The following is a 23,344-nucleotide window of genomic DNA, read 5'->3' as shown; positions in this document are numbered from 1 at the left end:
CATGGCTTGTTCACACGAACAAACGGGCAACCCATCCGGAAGTTCTATGAAAGTTCTTCCGCGTCGGTCAATGCCGCTCCTCAGACGCCGAGAGAAGAAAGGTCCACAATTTCGATAGAACAGCCCGCCGGGGCCGCCGGAGCATGTGGCGGGCGCACCACCAGCGCCCCGGCCCGGGCGAGGGCGGCGAGCATGGAGCTGTCCTGCACGGCGAGGGGAGTAGCCGTCAGGGTTCCGTCCGCGGCGCGGGCGAGTTCGGCGCGAACGTAGTCCTGGCGACGGTCGTTCGCGGGCATGTCGCGCCCCAGCAGGGCGGTGCGGGTCTCCACCGGGCCGGCCGGCAGGCCGGAGAGGCGGCGCAGGGCGGGGATCAGGAAGATCACGGCGCAGACAAGGGCGGAGACGGGGTTCCCCGGCAGGCCCAGCATCGGTGTGCCGCGCAGGTCGCCCCAGATCAGCGGCTTGCCCGGCCGCATGGCGATCTTCCAGAAGTCCAGGGAGAAGCCCTGGGGAGCGAGGGCGGACTGGACGAGGTCGTGCTCGCCCACGCTCGCGCCGCCCGTGGTCAGCAGCAGGTCGCAGCGGGCTGCGGCCTCGGCGGCGGCCGCGATGGCATCCCGGTCGTCGGTGGCGATGGGCAGGACCACCGGCTCCCCGCCAGAGGCCCGGACGAGGGCCGCCAGGGCGTGCGCGTTGGAGGAGACGATGCCGCCCGGCGGGATGGGGTCGCCGGGCAGGGCGATCTCGTCCCCGGTGGCGAGGACACCGATTCGCGGGCGCCGGTGGACGTGGAGCCAGGGGTGGTTCGCCGCGGCCGCCAGGCCGATGTCGCGGGCGCTCAGGCGGCGGCCCGCCTCCAGCACCGCGTCGCCGGCGGCGAAGTCCAGCCCGGCCCGGCGGATGTGGCGGCCCTTCTGCGCGGCCTCGGTGGGGGTCACGAGGCCGTCCCCGGCCGTCGCGTCCTCCTGCAGCAGGATCGAATCGGCCCCGGGGGGCACCGCGCCGCCGGTGAAGATCCGCACCGCCTCGCCCAGGCCGACCGCGCCGGCGAAGGGGTGCCCGGCGGGCGCGCTGCCGATCACGCGCAGCCGCGCCCCCGCTGCGGCATCGGCCGCCCGCAGCGCGTAGCCGTCCATGGCGGAGACGTCGGCAGGCGGTTGGGTCACGCGGGCGAGGACGGGACGGGCGAGGACCCGGCCCCAGCCTTCCGGCAGGGAGACCGTTTCGGCAGGGGCGGGGATGAGGGCGGAGAGGATGCGCTCCAGCGCCTCGGCGACGGGGATCATCCTGTCCGGCCTTCCCTAGTCGGCTTCGTAGAGGCCGGACTTGCCGCCGGACTTCCGGGTCAGGCGCACCGCCTCGATCCGCATGGCGCGATCCACGGCCTTCACCATGTCGTAGACGGTCAGCGCGGCCACGGTCACGGCCGTCATCGCCTCCATCTCCACCCCGGTGCGCCCGGCGGTGCGGACGGTGGCGGTGATCTCCACCGCGTCCGGCTCCGCCAGCTCCAGTTCGACGGAGGCGGAGGAGAGGGGGAGGGGGTGGCAGAGCGGGATCAGCTCGGCGGTGCGCTTGGCGGCCATGATCCCGGCCAGCCGCGCCACGCCGAGCACGTCGCCCTTGCCGGCCCGGCCTTCCGCAATCAGGGCCAGGGTTTCCGGGCGCATGGTGATGCGGCCCCTCGCGGTCGCCTCCCGCACCGTCTCGGCCTTGGCGGAGACGTCCACCATCGCCGCCCGGCCGGCGGCGTCGAAATGGGTGAGCGGGCCGCTCAAGCCGCCTCCACCAGCAGGCGCGCGGCGGCGCCGGGATCGGGCTGGCGCAGCAGGTGCTCCCCCACGAGCAGGCAGCGGGCACCGGCATGGGCCATGCGGCGCACGTCCTCGGGGGTGCGGATGCCGCTCTCGGCCACGGGGATGCGGTCCGCGGGGATCAGGGGGGCCAGGCGCTCGGTCACCGCGAGGTCGGTCCTCAGGCTGCGGAGGTCGCGGTTGTTCACGCCGATCAGCCGCGTCTCCAGGCCCAGCGCCCGCTGCAGCTCCGCCTCGTCATGGACCTCCACCAGCACACCCATGTCCAGCCCGCGCGCCGTGTCCTCCAGCCGCTCCGCCATCTCGTCCGTCACGGCCGCCATGATGATGAGGATGGCGTCCGCGCCCATGGCCCGAGCCTCGAAGACCTGCCAGGGGTCCACCATGAAATCCTTGCGCAGCACGGGGAGCCGCGTCGTCTCGCGCGCCTGGCGGAGATGCTCCGCCGTGCCCTGAAACCAGGGCTCGTCCGTCAGCACGGAGAGGCAGGTGGCGCCCGCCGCCTCATAGGCCCGCGCGATCCCGGCGGGGTCGAAGGGCTCGCGGATCAGCCCGCCGGAGGGGGAGGCGCGCTTCACCTCGGCGATCAGCCCCACCCGCAGATCGGCCACGGCGTTGCACAGGGCGGCGGTGAAGGGGCGGGGACGGCCCGCGTCCCGCGCGCGCCGCTCCATCTCGGCCAGGGGCATCTCCTGCTGGCGCGCCTGCACCTCCAGGTACTTGGCCGCGAGGATCTGCCGGAGGGTGTCCGACAGGGTCGCGCCAGCAGGTGTCGCGCCAGCAGGAGCGGCGCTGGAGGGGGGAGGCGCGGCGCGCCCCGAGTCGGTCAGGGGCGCGTCCGTCACCGGGAGGGTCTGGTCCATGATGGGCGGTTCCTCGCGCCGTTGCGCCGGTGCCGTCAAGCGGCACGCGCGCGGGGCAGGGGGGCGCTGGCAGCCTGCCCGGCCCGCAGCGGCTCCAACGCGGGCCCCCTTGTTCCGGATGCGGGCCGGTAATTGCCGGAACGTGGATCGCTACGCGCCCGGAACGGCGGCCGGCGAGGGCGGAGGGGTGGAAGGGCGGCCGGGTGGGACCATCTGACCGTCTCGGCTATACCGCCCCTCCTGGCCCCACGGAGCGCACAGGCCGCCATGGACGACACCCCGGAGATCATCCCCCGCGACATCCGCTTCGGCATCGCTGCCCAGCCGGACCGCGCCTGGTTCGACGGGGACCTGCTGAAATCCGCCCTGGTGGACGGCTTCGCGGTGATGCTGCCGGAGGGGGAGCGCTTCTTTATCCGCTCCCTCCGGCCCTTTGCGGGGGAGCTGAAGGACCCGGAGGTGCTGAAGGGCATCCAGGGCTACGCGCTGCAGGAGGCCTTTCACACGCGGGAGCACGAATCCTACAACGACGGCCTGCGCGCGCTCGGCTACGACGTGGAGGGGATGGAGGCGAAGGCGAAAAGGATGCTCTCCGCCGCCCAGGGCCCGAGGAGCCGGGTGGTGGTGACCTGCGCCATCGAGCAGATCACCTACAGCATGTCGTGCTCCGTCCTCGGCCGCCCGAAGCTGCTGCGGCGGGTGAACCCCGCCTACCGCCGCCTCTGGACCTGGCACGCGCTGGAGGAGGTGGAGCACTCGGCGGTGGCCTTCCAGGTGCTGCACGCCATCCCCTCCCGCCTGCCGGGGTGGAAGCGCTACGTCGGCCGCGTCCTCACCTTCGGCACGGTGGTGGCGGCGGTCTGCAACCTCGCCCTCCGGAACGCCTTCTCCATGGTCCGCGCCTCCGGGCAGGAGGTGACGCTCGGCGTGCGGCTGCGCTTCCTCTGGATCATCCTCGTCTATCCCGGCTTCATCACGCGGCTGATCGGCGCCTGCCTCGCCTCCCTGCGGCCGGGCTACCGGGGCGGGGGCGGGGCGAAGGATGCGCGGCTGATCGAATCCGGGCGACGCATCCTGGCGGAGGAGGGGCTGGCCCCCATCCACCACGCCGCGCCCAGCCCCGGCCCGATCCCGGCCTAGTGGCCACTCCCCTGTTCCGCCGGGTGCTGCGGGCGACGGAGCGCGGGGCCTTCCCGCGGCTGCGGCGCTGGATCTGGCGGCGCAGCTACAACCTGCTCTCCCGCCTCTCCGGCACGCCGCGCTGGGCCTTCCTGAACTACGGCTACGTCGTGTCCGGGGCCTCCTTCCCCGTCTCGGCGGAGGAGGAGCCCGCCCGCGCCTTCATCGGCCTCTACCACCAGGCGACGGAGGGGTTGCCGCTGAAGGGAGCGAGGGTGCTGGAGGTGGGCTCCGGCCATGGCGGCGGGGCCGCCTGGATCGCCCGGCACCTGCCCATCGGATCGGTGACCGGGGTGGACATCGCCCGGCAGACCGTGCGGCGGGCGTTGCGGCTGAACGCGGGCGTGCCGCGCCTGGAGTTCCGGGAGGGCGACGCGGAGGCGCTGCCCTTCCCGGATGCCTCCTTCGACCTCGTCGTGAACATCGAGTCCTCCCACTGCTACGGCAGCATGGACCGCTTCGCGGCGGAGGCGGCGCGGGTGCTGCGGCCAGGCGGCTGGCTGACCTGGGCAGATATGCGCAGCCCGGCGATGCTGCCGGACCTGGACCGCGCCTTCGGCCGCGCCGGGCTGGCGCTGCGGGCCGAGGCGGAGATCAACGAGGGGGTGGTCGCCGCGCTGGACGCGATGGAGGGGGCGAAGAGCGCGGCGATCACCCGCATCGCGCCGCTGCGGCCGGTGATGCGGCAGTTCGCGGGGATGCAGGGATCGGTCCTGTACCGGGCACTCCGGCGGCGGCGGGTGCTCTACCTTGCCCGCCGCTACCAGAAGCCCGGCTAGGCGGCCGTCGCGGCCCGCAGCCTCTCCAGCGCGGCGAATGCACGGCCCGAGGCGATGGATTCCGCCGCCAGCGCCGCGCCGTCCTTCAGCGTCTCCACCCGGCCCGCGACGATGAGGGCGGCGGCGGCGTTCAGCAGCACGCAGTCCCGGTAGCCGCCCGCCTCGCCCTTCAGCAGGGCGATCAGCGCCTCCGCGTTCTCCGCCGGCTCGCCGCCGCGCAGCGACTCGGCGGGGTGGCGGGAGAGCCCGGCCTCCTCCGGCGTCACCTCGAACTCCCGGATGTGGCCGCCCTTCAGCTCCACCACCTGAGAGGGGCCGGCCACCGTCAGCTCGTCCAGCCCCTGCCCATGCACCAGCCAGGCGTGCTCCGTGCCGATGCGGGCCAGCGTCTCGGCCATGGGGCGCAGCCATTGCGGGGCGAAGGCGCCGGTCATCTGGCGGCGGACGCGGGCCGGGTTCGTCAGCGGGCCCAGCAGGTTGAAGATGGTGCGCGTGCCCAGCTCCATCCGCGGCCCCGCGGCGTGGCGCAGCGCCGCGTGGTGGCGGGGGGCGGCCAGGAAACAGATCCCGGCCTCCCGCAGCACCTCGGGGATCCGCTCCATCGGCACGTCGGTGTTGACGCCGAGCGCCGTCAGCACGTCCGAGGCGCCGGAGCGGGAGGAGAGGGCGCGATTCCCGTGCTTCGCCACCGGCACGCCGCAACCCGCCACCACCAGCGCAGCGGCGGTGGAGATGTTGAGGGTCCCTGCGGCGTCGCCCCCGGTGCCGACGAGGTCGATCGCGCCCTCCGGCGCCTCCACCGCCAGCATGCGGGCGCGCATGGCGCGCACGGCGCCGGTCATCTCCGCCACCGTCTCTCCGCGGACGCGCATGGCCATCAGCAGGCCGGCGATCTGGGCGGGGGTGGCCTCGCCGGCCATCACCGTGCCGAAGGCGGCCTCCGCCTCGCTCTCGGCCAGGCGCTCCCCGGCGGCGAGCCGGGCCAGGACGGGCTTGAGCGACATGGATCAGGCCGCCCGGCGGAGGGGGTCGTTCACCGAGCCGCCCTGGGGCGGGAGGTTGATCCCGGCCAGCCGCATGACGTTGGCCAGCATGTCGTGGCCGTGTTGCGAGGCGATGCTCTCGGGGTGGAACTGCACGCCCCAAACCGGCAGGTCGCGATGCGCCAGGCCCATGATCAGCCCGTCCTCCGTCTCCGCCGTCACCCGCAGCGTCTCCGGCAGGTCGTCGCGCCGGACCACGAGGGAGTGGTAGCGCGTCGCCCGGAAGGGGGAGGGGAGGCCGGCGAAGACATCGCTGCCGCCGTGGTGCATCTCGTGCACCTTGCCGTGGACGGGCTGGGGCGCGCGCACCACCGCGCCGCCGAAGGCCTGCCCGATGGACTGGTGGCCGAGGCAGACGCCGAAGAGGGGAACGGACTTCTTCGCCGCCGCGCCGATCAGGTCCAGGCAGATCCCCGCCTCGTTCGGGGTGCAGGGGCCGGGGGAGAGGATGATGGCCCGCGGGTTCATCTCCATCGCCTGGTCCACCGAGAGCGCGTCGTTGCGCCAGACCGCCACCTCCGCGCCCAGCTCCCCGAGGAAGTGGACGAGGTTGAAGGTGAAGCTGTCGTAGTTGTCGATGAGCAGGATCATGGCCGCCCCACTTCGGCCCAGGGGCCGCCCCGGGTCAAGGCGGCGGGGTCAGAAGGCACCTTCCAGGTCCGCCTCGTAGCCCTCGCGGTAGAGGTGCAGGGTCTCGGCCCCCGAGCTGCGGAGGTTGATGCGGAAACCCCGGTCGTAGAGCCGCTTCATCATGGCGTCCGTCGGCGCCACCCCGGCCTTGCGGTAGTGCGTCTCCATGATGATACCGGTGATGGGGTCCAGGTCGGCGGTGCCGAGCAGGTCCACCTCCCCGCCCTCGATGTCCATGATGAGGAAGTTCGCGCCGTGTCGCGCCACCTCGTCCTCGAACACCGCAACCGGCACCTCCACGCTCTCCCGCCGGGGGATGGGGATGAGCGAGGAGGAGACGAGGGAGGGGGAGACGAAGAAGGGCACCGTGGCCGGCCCCGCCGCGGCGGAGCGGCGGGAGAGGAGCACGGCGTTGTAGAGCTCGATCGGCAGCCCGTTCGCCCCGAAGTGGTGCGCGGCCAGGGCCGCGTTCTCCGGGTTCGCCTCGTAGCAGCGGATGGCGGCGGGGCCGACGATCCGCGCCGCGATTATCGCGACGAAGCCCGTGCAGGTCCCCATCTCCAGCACGCGGTGGTGCGGCCGCAGCACGCGGCGGGTGATCCTCGCCTCCGTCGCCTCGAAGGCGCCCCGGCGGAACTCGTCCGCCACGGGCCGGATGCGGGGGTGCTCGAGGTCAATTCGGACGCCGTTGGTCTCGAACAGCTCCGTCCCGCCGCCCAACAGGTCAGCCCTCGGTCCGGCGCGGCATGGCCGCGGCGAAGCGCACGGCCTCCTCCGCCGCGCGGAAGAGGGCGCGGGCCTTCTGGCGCGTCTCCTCCTCCTCGGAGGCGGGGTCGCTGTCCGCCACCACCCCGGCGCCGGCCTGGACGTACATCGTGCCGTCCTTCACCAGGGCCATGCGGAGGCCGATGCAGGTGTCCATCCCGCCATCCCCGCCGAAATAGCCGAAGCACCCCGCATAGACGCCGCGGCGGGAGGGCTCCAGCCGCTCGATGATCTCCATGGCCCGCACCTTCGGCGCGCCGGAGAGGGTGCCGGCGGGGAAGCCGGCCATCAGCGCGTCCAGCGCCGTCAGGCCCGGCCGCAGGCGGCCCTGCACCTCCGAGCTGATGTGCATGACCTGGGAGTAGCGCTCGATCCCGAACTGGGCGGTGACCTTCACGCTGCCGATCTCCGCCACCCGGCCCACGTCATTGCGGCCGAGGTCGATGAGCATCAGGTGCTCCGCCCTCTCCTTCGGGTCGGCCAGCAGCTCCTTCTCCAGCGCCAGGTCCTCCTCCGGCGTCGCGCCGCGGCGGCGGGTGCCGGCCAGGGGGCGGACCGTGACCGCGCCGTCGCGCAGCCGCACGAGGATCTCCGGGCTGGCGCCCGTGGCCGCGAAGCCGCCGAAGTCGAAGTGGAAGAGGAAGGGTGCGGGGTTCAGCCGCCGCAGCGCGCGGTAGAGGGCGAAGGGCGGCAGCGCAAACGGCGCCTGGAAGCGCTGGCTCGGCACCACCTGGAACACGTCGCCGGCGGCCACGTACTCCTTCGCGCGCTCCACCAGGGCCATGAAGCCCTCGCGCGTGAAGTTGGACGCGGGCTCGCCGGGTGCCGGAAGGGAGGCGGGCGGGGCGGGGCGGGGCACCGGCCGATCCAGCGCCGCCTCCGCCTCGTCCAGCCGGGCCTGCGCGGCCTCGTAGGCTTGCCGCGCCGTCTCACCCGACTCCCTCTTGAGCGGGTCGGGGTAGACCGGGGCGCAGAGGGTCAGGATGTCCCGCACGTGGTCGAAGACGGCGAGGAGGGTGGGGCGTCCGAGGATCGCCTCGGGGATGCCCAGCAGGTCCGGGTTCTCCGCCGGCAGGCGCTCCATCTGCCGGACCATGTCGTAGCCGAGGTAGCCGAAGAGGCCGGCCGCGCTGGGCGGCAGCCCCGCCGGCAGCTCCATGCGGCAGGCCTCGATGAGGGCGCGAAGGCTGTCCAGCGGCGCCGCTTCCTCCGGGACGAAGGCGTGCGGGGCGGAGAGGGCGTGCCGGTTCACCTCCGCCCGGCCGCCGCGGCAGCGCCAGATGAGGTCGGGCGCGAGGCCGATCATGGAGTAGCGACCGCGGCTCTGCCCGCCCTCTACGCTCTCCAGAAGGAAGGTGTTGGGCCGGCCCTCCGCGAGCTTCAGGAAGGCGCCGACGGGGGTGTCGAGGTCCGCGACGCGCTCGCGGAACACCACTTGGCCGCGGCCGGCGGCGTGGGCGGCCGCGAAGGCGGCGTAGCCTTCCTGCGCCGTCATCGCGCGGCCACCTGGTCCATCATCGCCGGGTTGATCGTCACCGCCGCGCGGGCGCGCAGGGCGGCGGCGAACTGGGCCTCCAGGTCCTCCTGCATGGCCTGCTCCACCTCGGTCTTGGCGCGCGCCCCGGCCTCGGGGTTGGCCTCGGCGGGAAGGACCTCGACCAGCCGTCCCACCGCGAAGCCGGCGGCGGTGGTGGCCATGGTCACCTCGCCGGGCTTCAGGGTGAAAAGGCCGGGCAGCAGCTCGGCCGGGATGCCACCGGTGGCCGGACCCTGGGCGTCGCGGGTGGCGGGACCCATGCGGGCCGGCTCGACCCCGGCCTCCTTAGCGGCCTCGGTGAAGTCCTTGCCCCCTTGCACGGCGGTCATCAGCGCCGTCGCGCGCTCCTCCTGGGCGCGGCGGCGGGCGTCGATCGTCCAGGCGCGGCGGACCTCGGCCTCCACCTCCGCGAAGGGGCGCAGCGCGGCGGGGATGGCGTTTGGCACGTCCAGCGCGGCAAAGGCCTGCCCGACCTCCGCCACGCGCGGGCCGGAGCCGGCGGGGTTGGCGAAGATCGCCTCGATCAGCGCGGTGCGGCCGGCGGGATCGCCGGGCAGGGCCACGGGGCGGCTATCCCGCCCGTTGCCCTGGCGGTCCAGGGTCACGCGCGCGGCCTGGAGGCCGAAGCGCGTCGCGGCCTCCTCCACGGTGGCGCCGCCGGAGAGGGCGTCCTCCAGCCGGTTCGCCTCCTCGAAGGTCCGGTCGGCGGCCTTCTCGCGGGCCAGGGTCTCGCGGGTGGCGGCCCGCAGGGTCTCCATCGGGATCTCGGCCGCGGCCTGGATCGCCGTCACCTTCATCACGTGCCATCCGAAGGGGCTCTGGATCGGCTCGCTCACGCCGCCCTGGGGAAGGGCGAAGACCGCGTTCCCGATGTTCTCCACCGGCATCTCGGCCCGCGTGACCGTGCCCATCTCCAGCGCGGCGCCGCCGGCAGCGACGGCCTGGGCGGTGATCGCCTGGAGGTCGGCGCCGCCGGTCCAGGCCGTACGGATCGCGTCCGCCGCCTCCTTCGAGGAGACCAGGGCCTGCTCCACCGTGCGGCGCTCCGGCGCGCCGCTGCGCTCGCGCTGGGCCGCCAGCCCTGCCTCGATCTCGGCCTCCGTCACCTCCACGTTCGGAAGGATCGTCTCGACGGAGAGGGGGGCAATGACGGCCTCGCGGTACTCCGGGGACGAGAACTGCGCGGGGTTGTTCTCGTGGAAGCGCTCGAGCTGGGCCCCGGTGGGCTCCGGCACCTCCGGGGCGCTGAGGAGGGGGAACTCCGCCACCTCCGCCACGCGCCGCTCCCCCGCGAAGGCGGCAAGGAGCTTCGTCAGCGTCTCCGGCGCGCGGGCGCCGGCGCGCACGGCGCCCACCAGCTGCTGGCGCTGCAGGTCGGAGACGACGAGGCGCGTGAAGTCGGCCTCCGTCATGTCGTTCTGGCGCATGAAGGCCTGCAGCATGAAGGGGCTGAACTGCCCGTCCGCGCCGCGGAAGCCGGGGATGGAGAAGGTGTAGGCCCGCACCGCGTCGACGGAGGCGGAGACGCCGAGGCGCCGGGCCTCCTGGTCCTGGGCCCGCGACCCGATAAGGTTCTCCAGCGCCTGCCGGGCCACGGCCTGGCGGAAGGCCTCGTTCGGCTCGAAGCGCGGGCCGAGCTGGCGCTGCAGGCGCTGCGTCTCGCGCCGGGCGGCGTTCTGGGCCTCGGTCAGCTCGATCGGCTCCCCGCCCACGCGGGCCACGGCGCTGTCCCGGCCGAAGTTGCGGATCGTGTCCTCAATCCCCCAGACCGCGAAGGAGAGGACCAGCAGGACGAAGAGGCCCTTGGCGAACCAGGTGCCGGCGAGGCGGCGGAACGCGGTGATCATGGCGGCGGCGGGCCCTGCTGGGGGAAGTTCGGACATGGGGCGGTAGCCCATCCCGGTGTGGTTGCCAAACCTCCATCCGCCCGATAGGCGGCATTGAAACCCGCCGTTGCACCAGGAGAGCCCATGACCCCCGGAGTCCGCCCCCTCATCGCCGGCAACTGGAAGATGAACGGCACGCTGCGCGACGCCGCGGCGCTGGCCGAAGGGGTGCGGGCCGGGCTGGACCGGGTGCCGGGCGCGGACCTGCTGCTCTGCCCGCCCTTCCTGCACCTGCACGTCGCCGCCGCCTCCATGGGCTGGAAGCCCGTGGCGATCGGCGGGCAGGACTGCTCGGCCGAGGCGAACGGGGCCCATACGGGCGATGTCTCGGCGGCCATGCTCGCGGATGCCGGCTGCGGCTACGTCATCCTTGGCCATTCCGAGCGCCGGGCGGATCACGGGGAGACGGACGCGCTGGTGCAGGCCAAGGCGCGGGCGGCGATCGAGGCCGGGCTGATCCCCGTGGTCTGCGTCGGCGAGACCGAGGCCCAGCGCGACGCCGGGGAGGCCGAGGCGGTGGTGGCGGCGCAGATCGCCGGATCCCTGCCGCCGGACTTCGCCAGGGCGAAGGGCGTGGTGGCCTACGAGCCGGTCTGGGCGATCGGCACGGGGCGAACGCCGACGGAGGCCGACATCTCCGCCATGCACGGGCGGATGCGGGCCGAGGTGGCGGCGCGCTTCCCCGGCCAGGGGGAGAGCCTGCGCCTCCTCTACGGCGGCTCCGTGAAGCCCTCCAACGCCGCCGCCATCCTGGCCCTGCCGAACGTGGACGGGGCTCTGGTGGGGGGCGCGAGCCTGAAGGCGGAGGATTTCCTGGGTATCGCCGCGGCGGTTCCGGCCTGAAACCCTTCCCCCGACCGCCCTTACGGGGCTAGAAGCCGGGAATCATGACCACCGTCCTCCTCGTCCTGCACTTCTTCGTCGCCGCCGCCCTGATCGGGGTGGTGCTGCTGCAGCGCAGCGAGGGCGGGGGGCTGGGCATCGGCTCCTCCCAGGGCATGGGCAACCTCATGTCCGGCCGGGGCACGGCGAACCTGCTGACGCGGGCCACCGCGGTGCTCGCCACGGTCTTCATGGCGCTGGCCCTCGCGCTCGGCCTGTTGAACCAGGGGACGGGGCGGCAGCGCTCCATCTTCGAGTCGCCGCCCGCGGCGACCGCCCCGGCCCTGCCGGCCGCGCCCGCGGCGCCCGCCGCCCCGGCCGCGCCCTCGGTCCCGACCAACTAAGCCACTGTAACCACGGCGGCCCCGATCAAGCCCCGGGCGGGCGGGGGCCGCGCATGGCACTCCCGCGTCCGCGGCCCCTGGCCGCGGCGCCCCCGCGCGCGCTAGAAGGGCCACCCATGACGCGGTACGTATTCATCACCGGCGGCGTGGTCTCTTCCCTCGGAAAAGGCATCGCCGCAGCCTCCCTGGCTGCGCTGCTTCAGGCGCGCGGCCACAAGGTCCGCATGCGAAAGCTGGACCCCTATCTCAACGTGGATCCGGGCACGATGAGCCCGTACCAGCACGGCGAGGTCTTCGTGACCGATGACGGGGCGGAGACGGACCTCGACCTCGGCCACTACGAGCGCTTCACCGGGGTGCACGCCAACCAGGCCGATGCCTGGACTTCGGGGCGCATCTACTCCGAGGTGATCGCGAAGGAGCGGCGGGGCGAATACCTGGGCGGGACCGTCCAGGTGATCCCCCACATCACGGACGCCATCAAGGAGGGCATCACCAGCGGGGTCGAGGACTACGACTTCGTGCTGGTGGAGGTCGGCGGCACGGTCGGCGACATCGAGAGCCTGCCCTTCCTGGAGGCGCTGCGTCAGCTGGCGAACGAGCTGGGGCCGCGCAACAGCCTTTTCGTCCACCTGACGCTGGTGCCCTGGATCGCCTCCGCCGGCGAGCTCAAGACGAAGCCGACCCAGCACAGCGTGAAGGAGCTGCTGGGCCTGGGCATTCAGCCGCAGATCCTGCTCTGCCGCTGCGACCGGCCGATCCCCGAGAACGAGCGGCGCAAGATCGCCAGCTTCTGCAACGTGCGGCCGGAGAGCGTGATCCCCGCGCTGGACGCCACCAGCATCTACGCCGTGCCGCTGCAGTACCATGACGAGGGGCTGGACCGGGAAGTGCTGCGGCACTTCGACATGTCGGTCTACGGCGAGCCGGACCTCTCGCGCTGGCAGAAGATCGTCAACTCCCTCCAGCACCCGGAGGGCGAGGTGACCATCGCCGTCGTCGGCAAGTACATGTCGCTGCTGGACGCCTACAAGTCGCTGAGCGAGGCGCTGACCCATGGCGGCATCGCGCACAACGTGCGCGTGAGGCTGGACTGGGTGGACAGCTCCATCTTCGAGGGCGAGGGCGCGACGAAGCGGCTGGAGGGGGCGCACGCCATCCTGGTGCCCGGCGGCTTCGGCGAGCGGGGGAGCGAGGGCAAGATACGCGCGGTGCAGTTCGCGCGGGAGCGGAACGTGCCCTTCCTCGGCATCTGCTTCGGCATGCAGATGGCGGTGGTGGAGGCGGCGCGGCACCAGGCCGGCCTTCCGCACGCCTCCTCCACCGAGTTCGGGCCCTGCGAGGACCCGGTGGTCGGGCTGCTGACGGAGTGGAAGCGCGGCAATCAGGTGGAGAAGCGCTCCGAGGGCGGCGACCTCGGCGGCACCATGCGGCTCGGCTCCTACCCCTCGCTCCTGGCCGAGGATTCGCTCGTCCGCTCCATCTACGACGGCAAGCCCGAGATCATGGAGCGGCACCGCCACCGCTACGAGGTGAACGTGAACTACCGCGAGAAGCTGGAGGCCACGGGCCTGCGCTTCTCCGGCATGTCGCCCGACGGCGTGCTGCCGGAGATCGTGGAGCGGCCGGACCACCCCTGGTTCCTCGGGGTGCAGTACCACCCGGAGCTGAAATCCAAGCCCTTCGAGCCCCACCCGATCTTTGCCGGCTTCATCGGCGCGGCGGTGCGGCAGGCGCGCCTCGTCTGAGGCGTGCCAAGCGCGCGGCGTGAATGACGGTCATTTCCGCCCAGCGTTTTCCGCCGCCAATGCGTTCGCCTAACTCGACGGCAGGCCCGCCGCCCCGGCGGGCCGCCAGACAGAGGTGAAGCGCGATGGCGAAGGTCCTGGTCCTCTACTACTCCAGCTACGGACACATCGAGGCGATGGCGCAGGCCGTGGCCGAGGGCGCGCGCGGCGTGCCCGGCGTGACGGCCGACGTGAAGCGTGTGCCGGAGCTGGTGCCGGAGGAGGTGGCGCGGAACTCCCACTACAAGATGGACCAGGCCGCCCCGGTGGCGACCGTGAACGAGCTGGAAGGGTACGACGCCATCATCATCGGCACCCCCACCCGCTACGGGAACATGGCGTCGCAGATGAAGAACTTCCTGGACCAGACCGGCGGCCTCTGGGCCCGGGGCGCCTTCAACGGGAAGGTCGGGTCCTGCTTCACCTCCACCGCCAGCCTCCATGGCGGGCAGGAGAGCACGATCCTGGCCACCAACAACGTGCTCTACCACCTCGGCATGGTCATCGTGGGCCTTCCTTACTCCTACGCGCCCTTGCAGGATGTGACGAAGGTGCAGGGCGGCACGCCCTACGGCGCTAGCACGGTGGCGGGCGGCGACGGTAGCCTGAAGCCGACGGCCGACGACCTGGGCGCGGCGCGCTTCCAGGGCGAGCACGTGGCGCGGATCGCGGCGAAGCTGGCGGCCTGAGCGCGGGCGGGGAGGCCCAAGGCCTCCCGCTCGTCTCCTGCTGTGTGGCGCGAAGAGTTGATCCTCAGGACCCGTCAGGGTTGTGGGTGCCCCTCGCCGCCTTGCTTGAGGGCGGCCGGGATCGGTGCTTAGAACTGGCCGGGTTGGTAGCGGGTCAGACCTCGATCAGTGCTTTCATGAACCGGGCAAAGCCGTCCCTCGCCGCGGACTCCTACGAGCTGCTGATTCAGGGCGTGGTGGATTACGCCATCTACATGCTCGACCCGACCGGGCTGGTGGTGAGCTGGAACCCGGGCGCGGAGCGGATCAAGGGCTACGCGCCCGCCGAGGTGATCGGCACCAGCTTCTCCCGCTTCTACACGGAGGAGGACCGGGCCGCCGGCACGCCGGAGCGGGCGCTGCGGACCGCCGCCGAGGAGGGGCGCTTCACCGCCGAGGCCTGGCGCATCCGCAAGGACGGCACCCGCTTCTGGGCAATGGTTGTGATCGACCCGATCCGGCGGGGCGGCGTCCTGATCGGCTTCGCCAAGGTCACGCGCGACATGACGGAGCAGCGCGCGGCCCAGCTGGCAGCGCTCGAGACGGAGCGGCGCTTCCGCCTTCTTGTCCAGGGCGTGCACGACTACGCCATCTACATGCTGGGACCGGACGGTCAGGTCACGAACTGGAACACCGGGGCCGAGCGGATCAAGGGCTACGCCGCCGACGAGATCGTGGGCCAGCACTTCTCCCGCTTCTACACGGAGGAGGACGCGGCGGGAGGGGTGCCCCACCGCGCGCTGGAGACGGCGCGGCGGGAGGGCCGCTACGAGGCGGAGGGCTGGCGGCGGCGCAAGGACGGCACCCGCTTCTGGGCCGGCGTGGTGATCGACGCGATCCGCGACGAGTCCGGGGAGCTGATCGGCTTCGCCAAGGTGACCCGCGACCTGACGGAGCGGCGCGAGGCCCAGATCCTGCTGGAGCAATCCCGGGAGCAGCTGTTCCAGGCCCAGAAGATGGAGGCGCTGGGGCAGCTGACGGGAGGGCTGGCGCACGATTTCAACAACATGCTCGCCGGCATCTCCGGCAGCCTGGAGCTGCTGCGCACCCGCATCGCCCAGGGCCGGGTGGGGGAGGCGGACCGCTACATCTCCTCCGCCCAGGGCGCGGCGAGCCGCGCCGCCGCGCTCACCCATCGCCTGCTGGCCTTCGCCCGCCGGCAGACCCTGGACCCGAAGCCGACCGACGCGAACCGGCTGATCGAGGGCATGGGGGAACTGGTCCAGCGCACCGTCGGGCCGGCCATCGAGGTGCGGAAGACGCTGCGGCCCGACCTCTGGGTGACGCTCTGCGACCCCAACCAGCTCGAGAACGCGCTGCTCAACCTCTGCATCAACGCCCGGGACGCCATGCCGGGGGGCGGGGCGCTGACGGTGGGGACCGAGAACCTGACTCTGAGCGCAGAGGCGGCGCCGGCGCGGGGCCTGCGGCCCGGCGACTACGTCTCCGTCAGCGTGACCGATGCGGGGGTGGGAATGGCCCCGGAGGTGCTGGAGCGCGCCTTCGACCCCTTCTTCACCACCAAGCCGCTGGGGCAGGGAACGGGACTCGGCCTCTCCATGGTCTACGGCTTCGCCCGGCAGTCCGGCGGGCAGGTGCGGATTCGCTCGGCCCCGGGGGAGGGGACGGGCGTGACGATCTACCTGCCCCGGCACCTCGCGGCCGCCGAGGAGGACGAGGCCCCGGCCGGCTCCGCGGAGGCACCGCGGGCGCGGGCGGGGGAGACGGTGCTGATCGTGGACGACGAGGAGACCGTCCGCATGCTCGTGGCCGAGGTGCTGCAGGACCTGGGCTACACCGCGCTGGAGGCGGGGGACGGCCCCTCCGGCCTGGAAATCCTGCGGAGCCCGCGCCGGATCGACCTGCTGGTGACGGATGTCGGGCTGCCCGGCGGGCTGAACGGGCGGCAATTGGCCGATGCCGCGCGCACCGCCCGGCCGGGGCTGCGGGTGCTGTTCATCACCGGCTACGCCGAGACCGCGGCGGTGGGCGACCGGCTGGAGCCGGGGCTGCACGTGATGACCAAGCCCTTCGCGATGGAGGCCCTGGCCGCGCGGATCAAGGCGATCATCGAGGGGGGGTGAGGACGGGGGGGCGGCGTTGCGCCCGCTTGCGGAAGGGATAGGCTGTGCGGCCCGACCTCCGAGGAGACCTCCTTGTCGCTTCTCTCCGGCCTGATGGGCCATGCCAGCGAGATCAGCCCGGCCCAGGCCGCGGCCGACTACGCGCGTCTGCTCGCCCCCTCGGAGAGGGTCCAGCTCGCCTACAAGCTGATCCGCGACGTCATCATCCTGACGGACAAGCGGGTGATCCTCATCGACAAGCAGGGGGTGACGGGGCGGAAGACGGAGTACCTCTCCATCCCCTACCGAAGCATCACGCGCTTCTCCGTCGAGAGCGCGGGCAGCTTCGACATGGAGGCCGAGCTCCGGATCTGGTCCAGTGGCGCGGAGCCGGTGCAGCTGACCTTCGGGCGCGGCGTTGACGTCTACGCCCTTCAGGCCGCCCTGGCCGTCAACGTGACGGGCTGACCGGCCGGGTTCGCGGAGGGCGGGGACCTTACCTCTCGCCCGCCCCCTCTTGCCGGGCCCCTCTTGCCGGGCAGGACGACCGGCCTTATCGCCGGGGCAACGTCCCGGAGCGCTGGAGCCCCCATGTCCGCCATTTCCGACATCATTGCCCGCGAGGTCCTCGACAGCCGCGGCAACCCGACGGTGGAAGTGGAGGTGGTGCTGGACAGCGGGGCCATCGGCCGCGCCATCGTCCCTTCCGGCGCCTCCACCGGCGCGCACGAGGCCGTTGAGCTGCGCGACGGCGACAAGTCCCGCTACGGCGGCAAGGGCGTGCTGAAGGCGGTGGCGAACGTGGAGGGCGAGATCTTCGACGCCCTCTCCGGCCTGGACGCCACGGACCAGGTGAAGATTGACGAGACGATGATCGAGCTGGACGGCACGCCGAACAAGGCGCGGCTGGGCGCCAACGCGATCCTCGCCGTCTCGCTCGCGAATGCCAAGGCCGCGGCGGAGCACTACGGGCTCCCGCTGTACCGCTACGTCGGCGGCACCTTCGCCCGCACCCTGCCGGTGCCGATGATGAACATCATCAACGGCGGCCAGCACGCCGACAATCCGATCGACATCCAGGAGTTCATGGTCATGCCGGTGGCCGCCGGCACGATGGCGGACGCGGTGCGGATCGGCTCCGAGGTGTTCCAAGCGCTGAAGAAGAAGCTGCACGACGCGGGCCACGCGACGAACGTGGGCGACGAGGGCGGCTTCGCGCCGAACCTGAAGAGCGCGGAGGAGGCGCTGGACTTCATCGCCGCCGCCTGCGAGGCCGCCGGCCACCGCGTGGGCGAGGACATCATGTTCGCCCTCGACTGCGCCTCCACCGAGTTCTTCAAGAACGGCACCTACGATATGGAGGGCGAGGGGAAGAAGCTCGACGCCGCGGGGATGGTGGACTACCTCGCCGCGCTCTGCGGCAAGTACCCCATCGTCTCCATCGAGGACGGCATGTCCGAGGATGACTGGGCGGGCTGGAAGCTGCTGACAGAGCGGCTGGGCGACCGCGTGAACCTCGTCGGCGACGATCTGTTCGTGACGAACACGGAGCGCCTGCGCCAGGGAATCGACCAGGGGGTGGGCAACGCCATCCTGGTGAAGGTGAACCAGATCGGGTCGCTGACGGAGACGCTGGAGGCCGTGGAGACGGCGCACCGCGCCGGCTACAAGGCGGTGATGTCGCACCGCTCCGGCGAGACGGAGGACGCGACGATCGCGGACCTCGCGGTGGCCACCAATTGCGGCCAAATCAAGACGGGCTCGCTGTCCCGGTCCGACCGACTCGCGAAGTACAACCAGCTCATCCGAATCGAGCAGGGGCTGGGCCCGGCGGCGCGCTACGCGGGCCGCAACGTGCTTCCCAAGGGGCGCTGAAGAGGCCGCGCGCGCCGCAGAGCGCGGCGCGCGCGCAACGTCCACAGCTAATTCCGCAGCCCTGCCCCGAATGACCTTGCGCCGCAGCGTGGCGCCGATTTTACTCCGCCCCAGGGGATCATTCCGATCGGCCTAAGCTCTTCGGGGGAGGGGCAGTTGGCTTTCTTACAGGGGGTGAAGCGCCGGGCGCAGGCCTTGGTGCTTCCGACAATTTTCTTCGCGCTGTGCGGATACTTCGCGCACCACGCGATGAATGGCACGCGCGGGCTTATCGCGCGCGATGCCCGCAACGCCGAGATCGCCGCAGCCCGGCTGGTACTGGCCGAGGCGGAGGCGGAGCGAGACACCATGGAGCGCAAGGTGGCGGGCCTGCGGGCCGAGCACCTGGACCGCGACATGCTGGAGGAGCGCGCCCGCGCCCTGCTGAACGTGGTGGCCAAGGACGAGATCATCGTGCCCTACGCGCCGAACCGCCGCCTCTTCTAGGGTTCGGAAAGGCCGGATTTTCGGACGGCGCGGCGGTCCTTCCGCCGCGCCGTGCGGCGTTCCCGGACCTGTCCTTTTGTATCCGGCGCGGATATTCGCGATGTTGCAACGCAACATCAACGACTTAGCCGAGTCTTGTAGCTTGCTGATCCCCGGCGCCAACCGTATCTGCCGATGAAAGACGGCCTCCCCGGCCGACTTTTCAAGCAGGAGCAGCCCATGGCCCTCGGGACCGAAAGCGCGGCGAAGCGCCGCGGGAACGGCAAGGATACTCCCCCCGCCGCCGGCCATAACCAGGACGTGCTGGCCAAGGCCTACCGCGAGATGCTGCTGATCCGCCGCTTCGAGGAGAAGGCCGGCCAGCTCTACGGCATGGGCCTCATCGGCGGCTTCTGCCACCTCTACATCGGCCAGGAGGCCGTGGTGGTGGGCATGCAGATGACCCTGAAGGAGGGCGACCAGGTCATCACCTCCTACCGTGACCACGGGCACATGCTCGCCACGGGCATGGAGGCGCGCGGCGTGATGGCGGAGCTGACCGGGCGCATCGGCGGCTACTCCAAGGGCAAGGGCGGGAGCATGCACATGTTCTCCCGCGAGAAGGGCTTCTACGGCGGGCACGGCATCGTGGCGGCGCAGGTGCCGCTCGGCCTCGGGCTCGCCTTCCACAATTGGTATAAGGAGAACGGGGGCGTCGCGCTGGCCTATTTCGGCGAGGGTGCCTCCAATCAGGGCCAGGTCTTCGAGAGCTTCAACCTGGCGGCCCTGCTGAAGCTGCCCTGCATCTTTATCATCGAGAACAACCGCTACGGCATGGGCACGAGCGTGGAGCGCGCCTCCGCCTCCCGCGACCTGTCGCAGAACGGCGCGCCCTGGGGCATCCCGGGCGAGAAGGTGAACGGCATGGACGTGCTGGCGGTGAAGGAAGCCGGGGAGCGCGCCGTGGCCCATTGCCGCGAGGGCAAGGGGCCGTACCTGCTGGAGATGCAGACCTACCGCTACCGCGGCCACTCCATGTCCGACCCCGCGAAGTACCGCACGCGCGAGGAGGTGCAGGGCATGCGCGAGAACAGCGACCCGATCGAGCAGGTGCGCAAGCTGCTGCTGGAGCAGGGCCGCAGCGAAGCCGACCTCAAGGCCGTGGACGACGAGGTGAAGGCGATCGTGCAGGACAGCGCCGAGTTCGCGCAGTCCAGCCCGGAGCCCGACGAATCCGAGCTCTGGACCGACGTGGTGCTGCCCAGCCCGGTCGACGCCCAGTCTGTTAAGATGGAGACCCGCTGAGATGGGCGCGACGATCCTGATGCCCGCCCTCTCCCCGACGATGACGGAGGGCAAGCTCAGCCGCTGGCTGAAGAAGGAAGGCGAGGCGGTGAAGTCCGGCGACGTGCTCGCCGAGATCGAGACCGACAAGGCCACCATGGAGGTGGAGGCCGTGGACGAGGGGACGATCACGAAGATCCTCGTCCCCGAGGGCACGGAGGGCGTGCAGGTGAACGCCGCCATCGCCGAGCTGGATGGCGGCGACGGCAGCGCGGCCCCGGCCGGCGACACCGCCACCCCGGCGAACGCGCAGGGCAGCAAGCCCGCGACCCCGCAGCAGCCGGAGTCCAACGCCACGCAGCAGGGCGGTAGCGTCGGCCAGGTGGCGAAGGCCGCCGAGGACCACGCCCAGGTCGCCGCCAAGGGTGCGGAGGAGCGCGAGGGCGTCTCGGCCCAGCCCAAGGCACCCGCCAGGGAGCCGGAGAAGGACTGGGGCCCGACGAAGGCGACCACGGTGCGCGAGGCGCTGCGCGACGCGATGGCGCTGGAGATGCGCGCCGACGCCGACGTGTTCCTGATGGGTGAGGAGGTCGCCCAGTACCAGGGCGCCTACAAGATCTCCCAGGGCCTGCTGGACGAGTTCGGCCCGAAGCGCGTGCTGGACATGCCGATCACCGAGTACGGCTTCACCGGCATGGCCGTGGGCGCGGCGCTGGCGGGGCTGAAGCCCATCGTCGAGTTCATGACCTTCAACTTCTCGATGCAGGCCATCGACCACATCATCAACTCGGCGGCGAAGACGCTGTACATGTCCGGCGGCCAGCTCGGCTCGCCGATCGTGTTCCGCGGCCCGAACGGCGCCGCGGCCCGCGTGGCGGCGCAGCACAGCCAGGACTACACCTCCTGGTACGCGCACGTCCCCGGGCTGAAGGTGATCGCGCCCTGGTCGGCGGCGGACGCGAAGGGGCTGCTGCGGGCCGCCATCCGCGACCCGAACCCCGTCGTCTTCCTCGAGAACGAGATCCTCTACGGCCAGAGCTTCGAGTGCCCGACGGCGGAGGATTTCATCCTGCCGATCGGCAAGGCGAAGGTGGAGCGCGAGGGCAAGGACGTGACCATCGTCGCCTATTCCATCATGGTGGGGCTGGCGATGCAGGCCGCGGATGAGCTGGCCAAGGCCGGGATCGACGCGGAGGTGATCAACCTCCGCACCATCCGGCCGCTGGACATCGAGACCGTGCTGAACTCGGTGAAGAAGACCAACCGCCTCGTCACCGTCGAGGAGGGCTGGGCCTTCGCCAATGTCGGCGGGGAGGTGGCGATGCAGGTCATCGAAAGGGCCTTCGACCACCTCGACGCGCCCCCGACCCGCGTGGCCGGGCTGGACGTGCCGATGCCCTACGCGGCGAACCTCGAGAAGCTGGCGCTGCCCACGGTGGCGCAGGTGGTCGAGGCGGCGCGCAAAGTCACCTACAAGTAAGGGGCGGGTCTCATGGCCACCAACATCCTGATGCCCGCCCTGTCCCCGACCATGACGGAGGGGACGCTCGCCCGCTGGCTCAAGAAGGAGGGCGAGGCGGTGAAGTCCGGCGACGTGATCGCCGAGATCGAGACCGACAAGGCCACGATGGAGTTCGAGGCCGTGGATGAAGGCATCCTCGGCAAGATCCTCGTGCCGGACGGGACCGAGGGCGTGAAGGTCAACCAGCCCATCGGCATCATGGTGGAGCAGGGCGAGGCGGTTCCGTCGGATGCCGGCGCTCCCGCCCCTGCCGCCGGGTCCGGCGGCGGCGCGGGCCCGAACCCGTCGCCTTCCGGCAGCCCTGCCCTTGAGGCGGTGCAGGCCGCTGGCGGCAAGGTGGCGGGGGCGCCGGAACAGCCGGTTTCCGCGCCCGTGCCCTCAGGGCAGAACCAGCCGGCTCCGGCCGCGCCCTCCTCGGGCGGGCAGGGTGGGCGGGTCTTCGCCTCTCCGCTGGCCCGCCGGATGGCGGAGCAGGCCGGCCTGGATCTGGGTTCCGTGAAGGGCTCCGGCCCGAACGGGCGCATTGTGAAGTCCGACATCGAGGCCGCCCAGGCAGCCCCGAAGCCGGCCGCCGCCCCGCAAGCCCAGCCCGCCGCCCCGGCCGCTGCGGAGGCGCCGAAGTCCGCGCCCAAGCCCGCCGCGCCCGCCATCACGGCGCCGCACAAGGTCGTGCCGCACTCCTCCATGCGGAAGGTCATCGCCCGCCGCCTCTCCGAGGCGAAGCAGACCATCCCGCACTTCTACGTTTCCATCGACGTGGAGCTGGACGCGCTGTTGAAGCTGCGCGCGGACCTGAACGCGCGCTCCCCGAAGGAGGGCGCCGGAGCCTACAAGCTCTCGGTGAACGACCTGGTGATCAAGGCGGCCGCCGCCACCCTGCGGAAGCTGCCGAACACCAACGCCTCGTGGACCGACGAGGGAATGGTGATCTACGACGACGTGGATATCAGCATCGCCGTTTCCATTCCCGACGGGCTGATCACGCCGATCATCCGGAAGGCCGACCAGAAAGGCCTGGCCACCATCTCCAACGAGATGAAGGACCTCGCCGCCCGCGCCAAGTCCGGTAAGCTGAAGCCGGAGGAGTTCCAGGGCGGCGGCTTCTCCATCTCGAACATGGGCATGTTCGGGGTGTCTAACTTCTCCGCCATCATCAACCCGCCGCAGGCCGGCATCCTGGCGGTCTCCGCCGGCGAGAAGCGGCCGGTGGTGAAGGACGGGCAGCTCGCGGTCGCCACGGTGATGACGGTGACGCTCTCCGTCGATCACCGCGCCATCGACGGCGCGCTGGCGGCGGAGTGGGTCTCGACCTTCAAGTCGATTGTGGAAGACCCCCTGAGCTTGATGCTGTGAGCCTGATGCAGTGAGCGGGCCGCAGCGCTTCACCCTGAGGGACGCCACCCCGGCCGATCTGCCGGAGGTGGTGCGCCTCGTCCGCGAGCTCGCCGACTACGAGCGGATGCTGGATGAGGCGGTAGGGACGGAGGACGACTTCCGCGCCCTGCTCTTCGGGGAGAAGCCGCTGCTGCACGCCGTTCTGGCGGAGGTGGAGGGCCGCGTGGTCGGGCAGGCGCTGTGGTTCAACAACGTCAGCACCTTCACCGGCAAGCCCGGCATCTACCTGGAGGACATCTTCGTCGAGCCCGGCCATCGCGGCCTGGGCATCGGCGGCGCCTTCTTCCGCCACCTCGCCCGGCGCGCGGTGGCGGAGGGGTGGACGCGGATGGATTGGCAGGTGCTGGACTGGAACGAGCCCTCCATCACCTTCTACCGCGGCCTGGGTGCCGAGACGAAGGGCGAGTGGCTGGGCCAGCGCCTGAGCGGGCAGGCCCTCAGGGACCTGGCCGCGTGACCTTGGCCCAATGACCTCGGCGGGGCGACCCGCCGGCTGAGACGCA

At 71.9% G+C, this 23,344-nt stretch carries 22 protein-coding genes; 14 read left to right on the top strand and 8 right to left on the bottom strand.

Going from position 1 to position 23,344, the window contains the following annotated elements; translation table 11 throughout:
- Positions 1-80: 80 nt before the first annotated feature.
- The 3 genes from glp to trpC are packed head-to-tail and all read right to left on the bottom strand — an operon-like array spanning position 81 to position 2,569.
- Complete coding sequence (gene glp, locus VQH23_RS23305; protein ID WP_338663053.1) at positions 81-1,286, bottom strand: gephyrin-like molybdotransferase Glp; 1,206 nt, start codon at positions 1,284-1,286, stop codon at positions 81-83.
- 15 nt (positions 1,287-1,301) lie between these two features.
- A complete protein-coding gene (moaC, locus tag VQH23_RS23300) occupies positions 1,302-1,778 on the bottom strand; it encodes a cyclic pyranopterin monophosphate synthase MoaC (protein WP_338663052.1) in 477 nt (158 codons plus the stop codon).
- On the bottom strand, positions 1,775-2,569 hold the full coding sequence (trpC, locus tag VQH23_RS23295; protein WP_338666151.1) for an indole-3-glycerol phosphate synthase TrpC: 795 nt from the start codon (positions 2,567-2,569) through the stop codon (positions 1,775-1,777). The genes moaC and trpC overlap by 4 nt, the downstream gene beginning before the upstream one ends.
- 375 nt (positions 2,570-2,944) lie before the next feature.
- Between trpC and VQH23_RS23290 the strand changes: the two genes are divergently transcribed.
- Both VQH23_RS23290 and VQH23_RS23285 read left to right on the top strand, forming a co-directional pair.
- Entirely contained in the window at positions 2,945-3,817 is an 873-nt protein-coding gene (locus tag VQH23_RS23290; protein WP_338663051.1) for a metal-dependent hydrolase, read from the top strand.
- Positions 3,817-4,635 carry a class I SAM-dependent methyltransferase gene (locus tag VQH23_RS23285; RefSeq protein WP_338663050.1) on the top strand — a complete coding sequence of 273 codons (819 nt, stop codon included), beginning with the start codon at positions 3,817-3,819 and terminating at the stop codon, positions 4,633-4,635. The genes VQH23_RS23290 and VQH23_RS23285 overlap by 1 nt, the downstream gene beginning before the upstream one ends.
- Here VQH23_RS23285 and trpD read toward each other — a convergent pair.
- The 5 genes from trpD to VQH23_RS23260 are packed head-to-tail and all read right to left on the bottom strand — an operon-like array spanning position 4,632 to position 10,457.
- Positions 4,632-5,639, bottom strand: a complete 1,008-nt coding sequence (gene trpD, locus VQH23_RS23280; protein WP_338663049.1) for an anthranilate phosphoribosyltransferase — start codon at positions 5,637-5,639, stop codon at positions 4,632-4,634. The two genes, VQH23_RS23285 and trpD, sit on opposite strands and share 4 nt — an antisense overlap.
- 3 nt (positions 5,640-5,642) lie before the next feature.
- Positions 5,643-6,269, bottom strand: a complete 627-nt coding sequence (locus VQH23_RS23275; protein ID WP_338663048.1) for an aminodeoxychorismate/anthranilate synthase component II — start codon at positions 6,267-6,269, stop codon at positions 5,643-5,645.
- 48 nt (positions 6,270-6,317) lie between these two features.
- Entirely contained in the window at positions 6,318-7,028 is a 711-nt protein-coding gene (locus tag VQH23_RS23270; protein ID WP_338663047.1) for an FkbM family methyltransferase, read from the bottom strand.
- Positions 7,029-7,032: 4 nt separating this feature from the next.
- The gene (trpE, locus tag VQH23_RS23265) at positions 7,033-8,568 is read right to left on the bottom strand and encodes an anthranilate synthase component I (RefSeq protein ID WP_338663046.1); all 1,536 of its coding nucleotides are present in this window, start codon (positions 8,566-8,568) and stop codon (positions 7,033-7,035) included.
- Positions 8,565-10,457, bottom strand: coding sequence for a SurA N-terminal domain-containing protein (locus VQH23_RS23260; protein WP_338663045.1), 1,893 nt, complete (start codon positions 10,455-10,457; stop codon positions 8,565-8,567). Before VQH23_RS23260 ends, trpE begins: the two co-directional genes overlap by 4 nt.
- A 123-nt stretch (positions 10,458-10,580) precedes the next feature.
- Here VQH23_RS23260 and tpiA point away from each other — a divergent pair, with 123 nt between their 5' ends.
- From tpiA to VQH23_RS23200, 12 genes are all read left to right on the top strand, one after another.
- Positions 10,581-11,339 carry a triose-phosphate isomerase gene (tpiA, locus tag VQH23_RS23255; RefSeq protein WP_338663044.1) on the top strand — a complete coding sequence of 253 codons (759 nt, stop codon included), beginning with the start codon at positions 10,581-10,583 and terminating at the stop codon, positions 11,337-11,339.
- A 44-nt stretch (positions 11,340-11,383) separates the two neighbouring features.
- Positions 11,384-11,722 (top strand): preprotein translocase subunit SecG, encoded by a 339-nt coding sequence (secG, locus tag VQH23_RS23250; RefSeq protein ID WP_338663043.1) that lies wholly within the window; start codon positions 11,384-11,386, stop codon positions 11,720-11,722.
- Positions 11,723-11,838: 116 nt separating this feature from the next.
- Positions 11,839-13,470: a CTP synthase gene (locus VQH23_RS23245; protein ID WP_338663042.1), complete on the top strand. Its 1,632-nt coding sequence runs from the start codon at positions 11,839-11,841 to the stop codon at positions 13,468-13,470.
- Between the two features lie 125 nt (positions 13,471-13,595).
- Positions 13,596-14,198: an NAD(P)H:quinone oxidoreductase gene (gene wrbA, locus VQH23_RS23240; protein ID WP_338663041.1), complete on the top strand. Its 603-nt coding sequence runs from the start codon at positions 13,596-13,598 to the stop codon at positions 14,196-14,198.
- Between the two features lie 176 nt (positions 14,199-14,374).
- Positions 14,375-16,321: a PAS domain S-box protein gene (locus VQH23_RS23235; RefSeq protein WP_338663040.1), complete on the top strand. Its 1,947-nt coding sequence runs from the start codon at positions 14,375-14,377 to the stop codon at positions 16,319-16,321.
- Between the two features lie 72 nt (positions 16,322-16,393).
- Positions 16,394-16,768 carry a PH domain-containing protein gene (locus VQH23_RS23230; RefSeq protein WP_338663039.1) on the top strand — a complete coding sequence of 125 codons (375 nt, stop codon included), beginning with the start codon at positions 16,394-16,396 and terminating at the stop codon, positions 16,766-16,768.
- A gap of 123 nt (positions 16,769-16,891) precedes the next feature.
- Positions 16,892-18,175, top strand: coding sequence for a phosphopyruvate hydratase (eno, locus tag VQH23_RS23225; protein ID WP_338663038.1), 1,284 nt, complete (start codon positions 16,892-16,894; stop codon positions 18,173-18,175).
- 156 nt (positions 18,176-18,331) lie between these two features.
- Positions 18,332-18,661, top strand: coding sequence for a septum formation initiator family protein (locus tag VQH23_RS23220; RefSeq protein WP_338663037.1), 330 nt, complete (start codon positions 18,332-18,334; stop codon positions 18,659-18,661).
- A gap of 219 nt (positions 18,662-18,880) precedes the next feature.
- Positions 18,881-19,945, top strand: coding sequence for a pyruvate dehydrogenase (acetyl-transferring) E1 component subunit alpha (gene pdhA, locus VQH23_RS23215; protein ID WP_338663036.1), 1,065 nt, complete (start codon positions 18,881-18,883; stop codon positions 19,943-19,945).
- 1 nt (position 19,946) lies between these two features.
- Entirely contained in the window at positions 19,947-21,404 is a 1,458-nt protein-coding gene (locus tag VQH23_RS23210) for a pyruvate dehydrogenase complex E1 component subunit beta (protein ID WP_338663035.1), read from the top strand.
- 12 nt (positions 21,405-21,416) lie between these two features.
- Positions 21,417-22,799, top strand: a complete 1,383-nt coding sequence (locus tag VQH23_RS23205; protein ID WP_338663034.1) for a pyruvate dehydrogenase complex dihydrolipoamide acetyltransferase — start codon at positions 21,417-21,419, stop codon at positions 22,797-22,799.
- Between the two features lie 10 nt (positions 22,800-22,809).
- A complete protein-coding gene (locus VQH23_RS23200; RefSeq protein WP_338663033.1) occupies positions 22,810-23,298 on the top strand; it encodes a GNAT family N-acetyltransferase in 489 nt (162 codons plus the stop codon).
- The last annotated feature ends 46 nt before the right edge of the window (positions 23,299-23,344 follow it).

The organism is Pararoseomonas sp. SCSIO 73927 (assembly GCF_037040815.1).
In the GTDB taxonomy this organism is placed as follows: Bacteria; Pseudomonadota; Alphaproteobacteria; order Acetobacterales; family Acetobacteraceae; genus Roseomonas.
The sequence above is the reverse complement of the archived record's forward strand: the minus strand, read 5'-3'. Positions and strand labels throughout refer to the sequence as shown.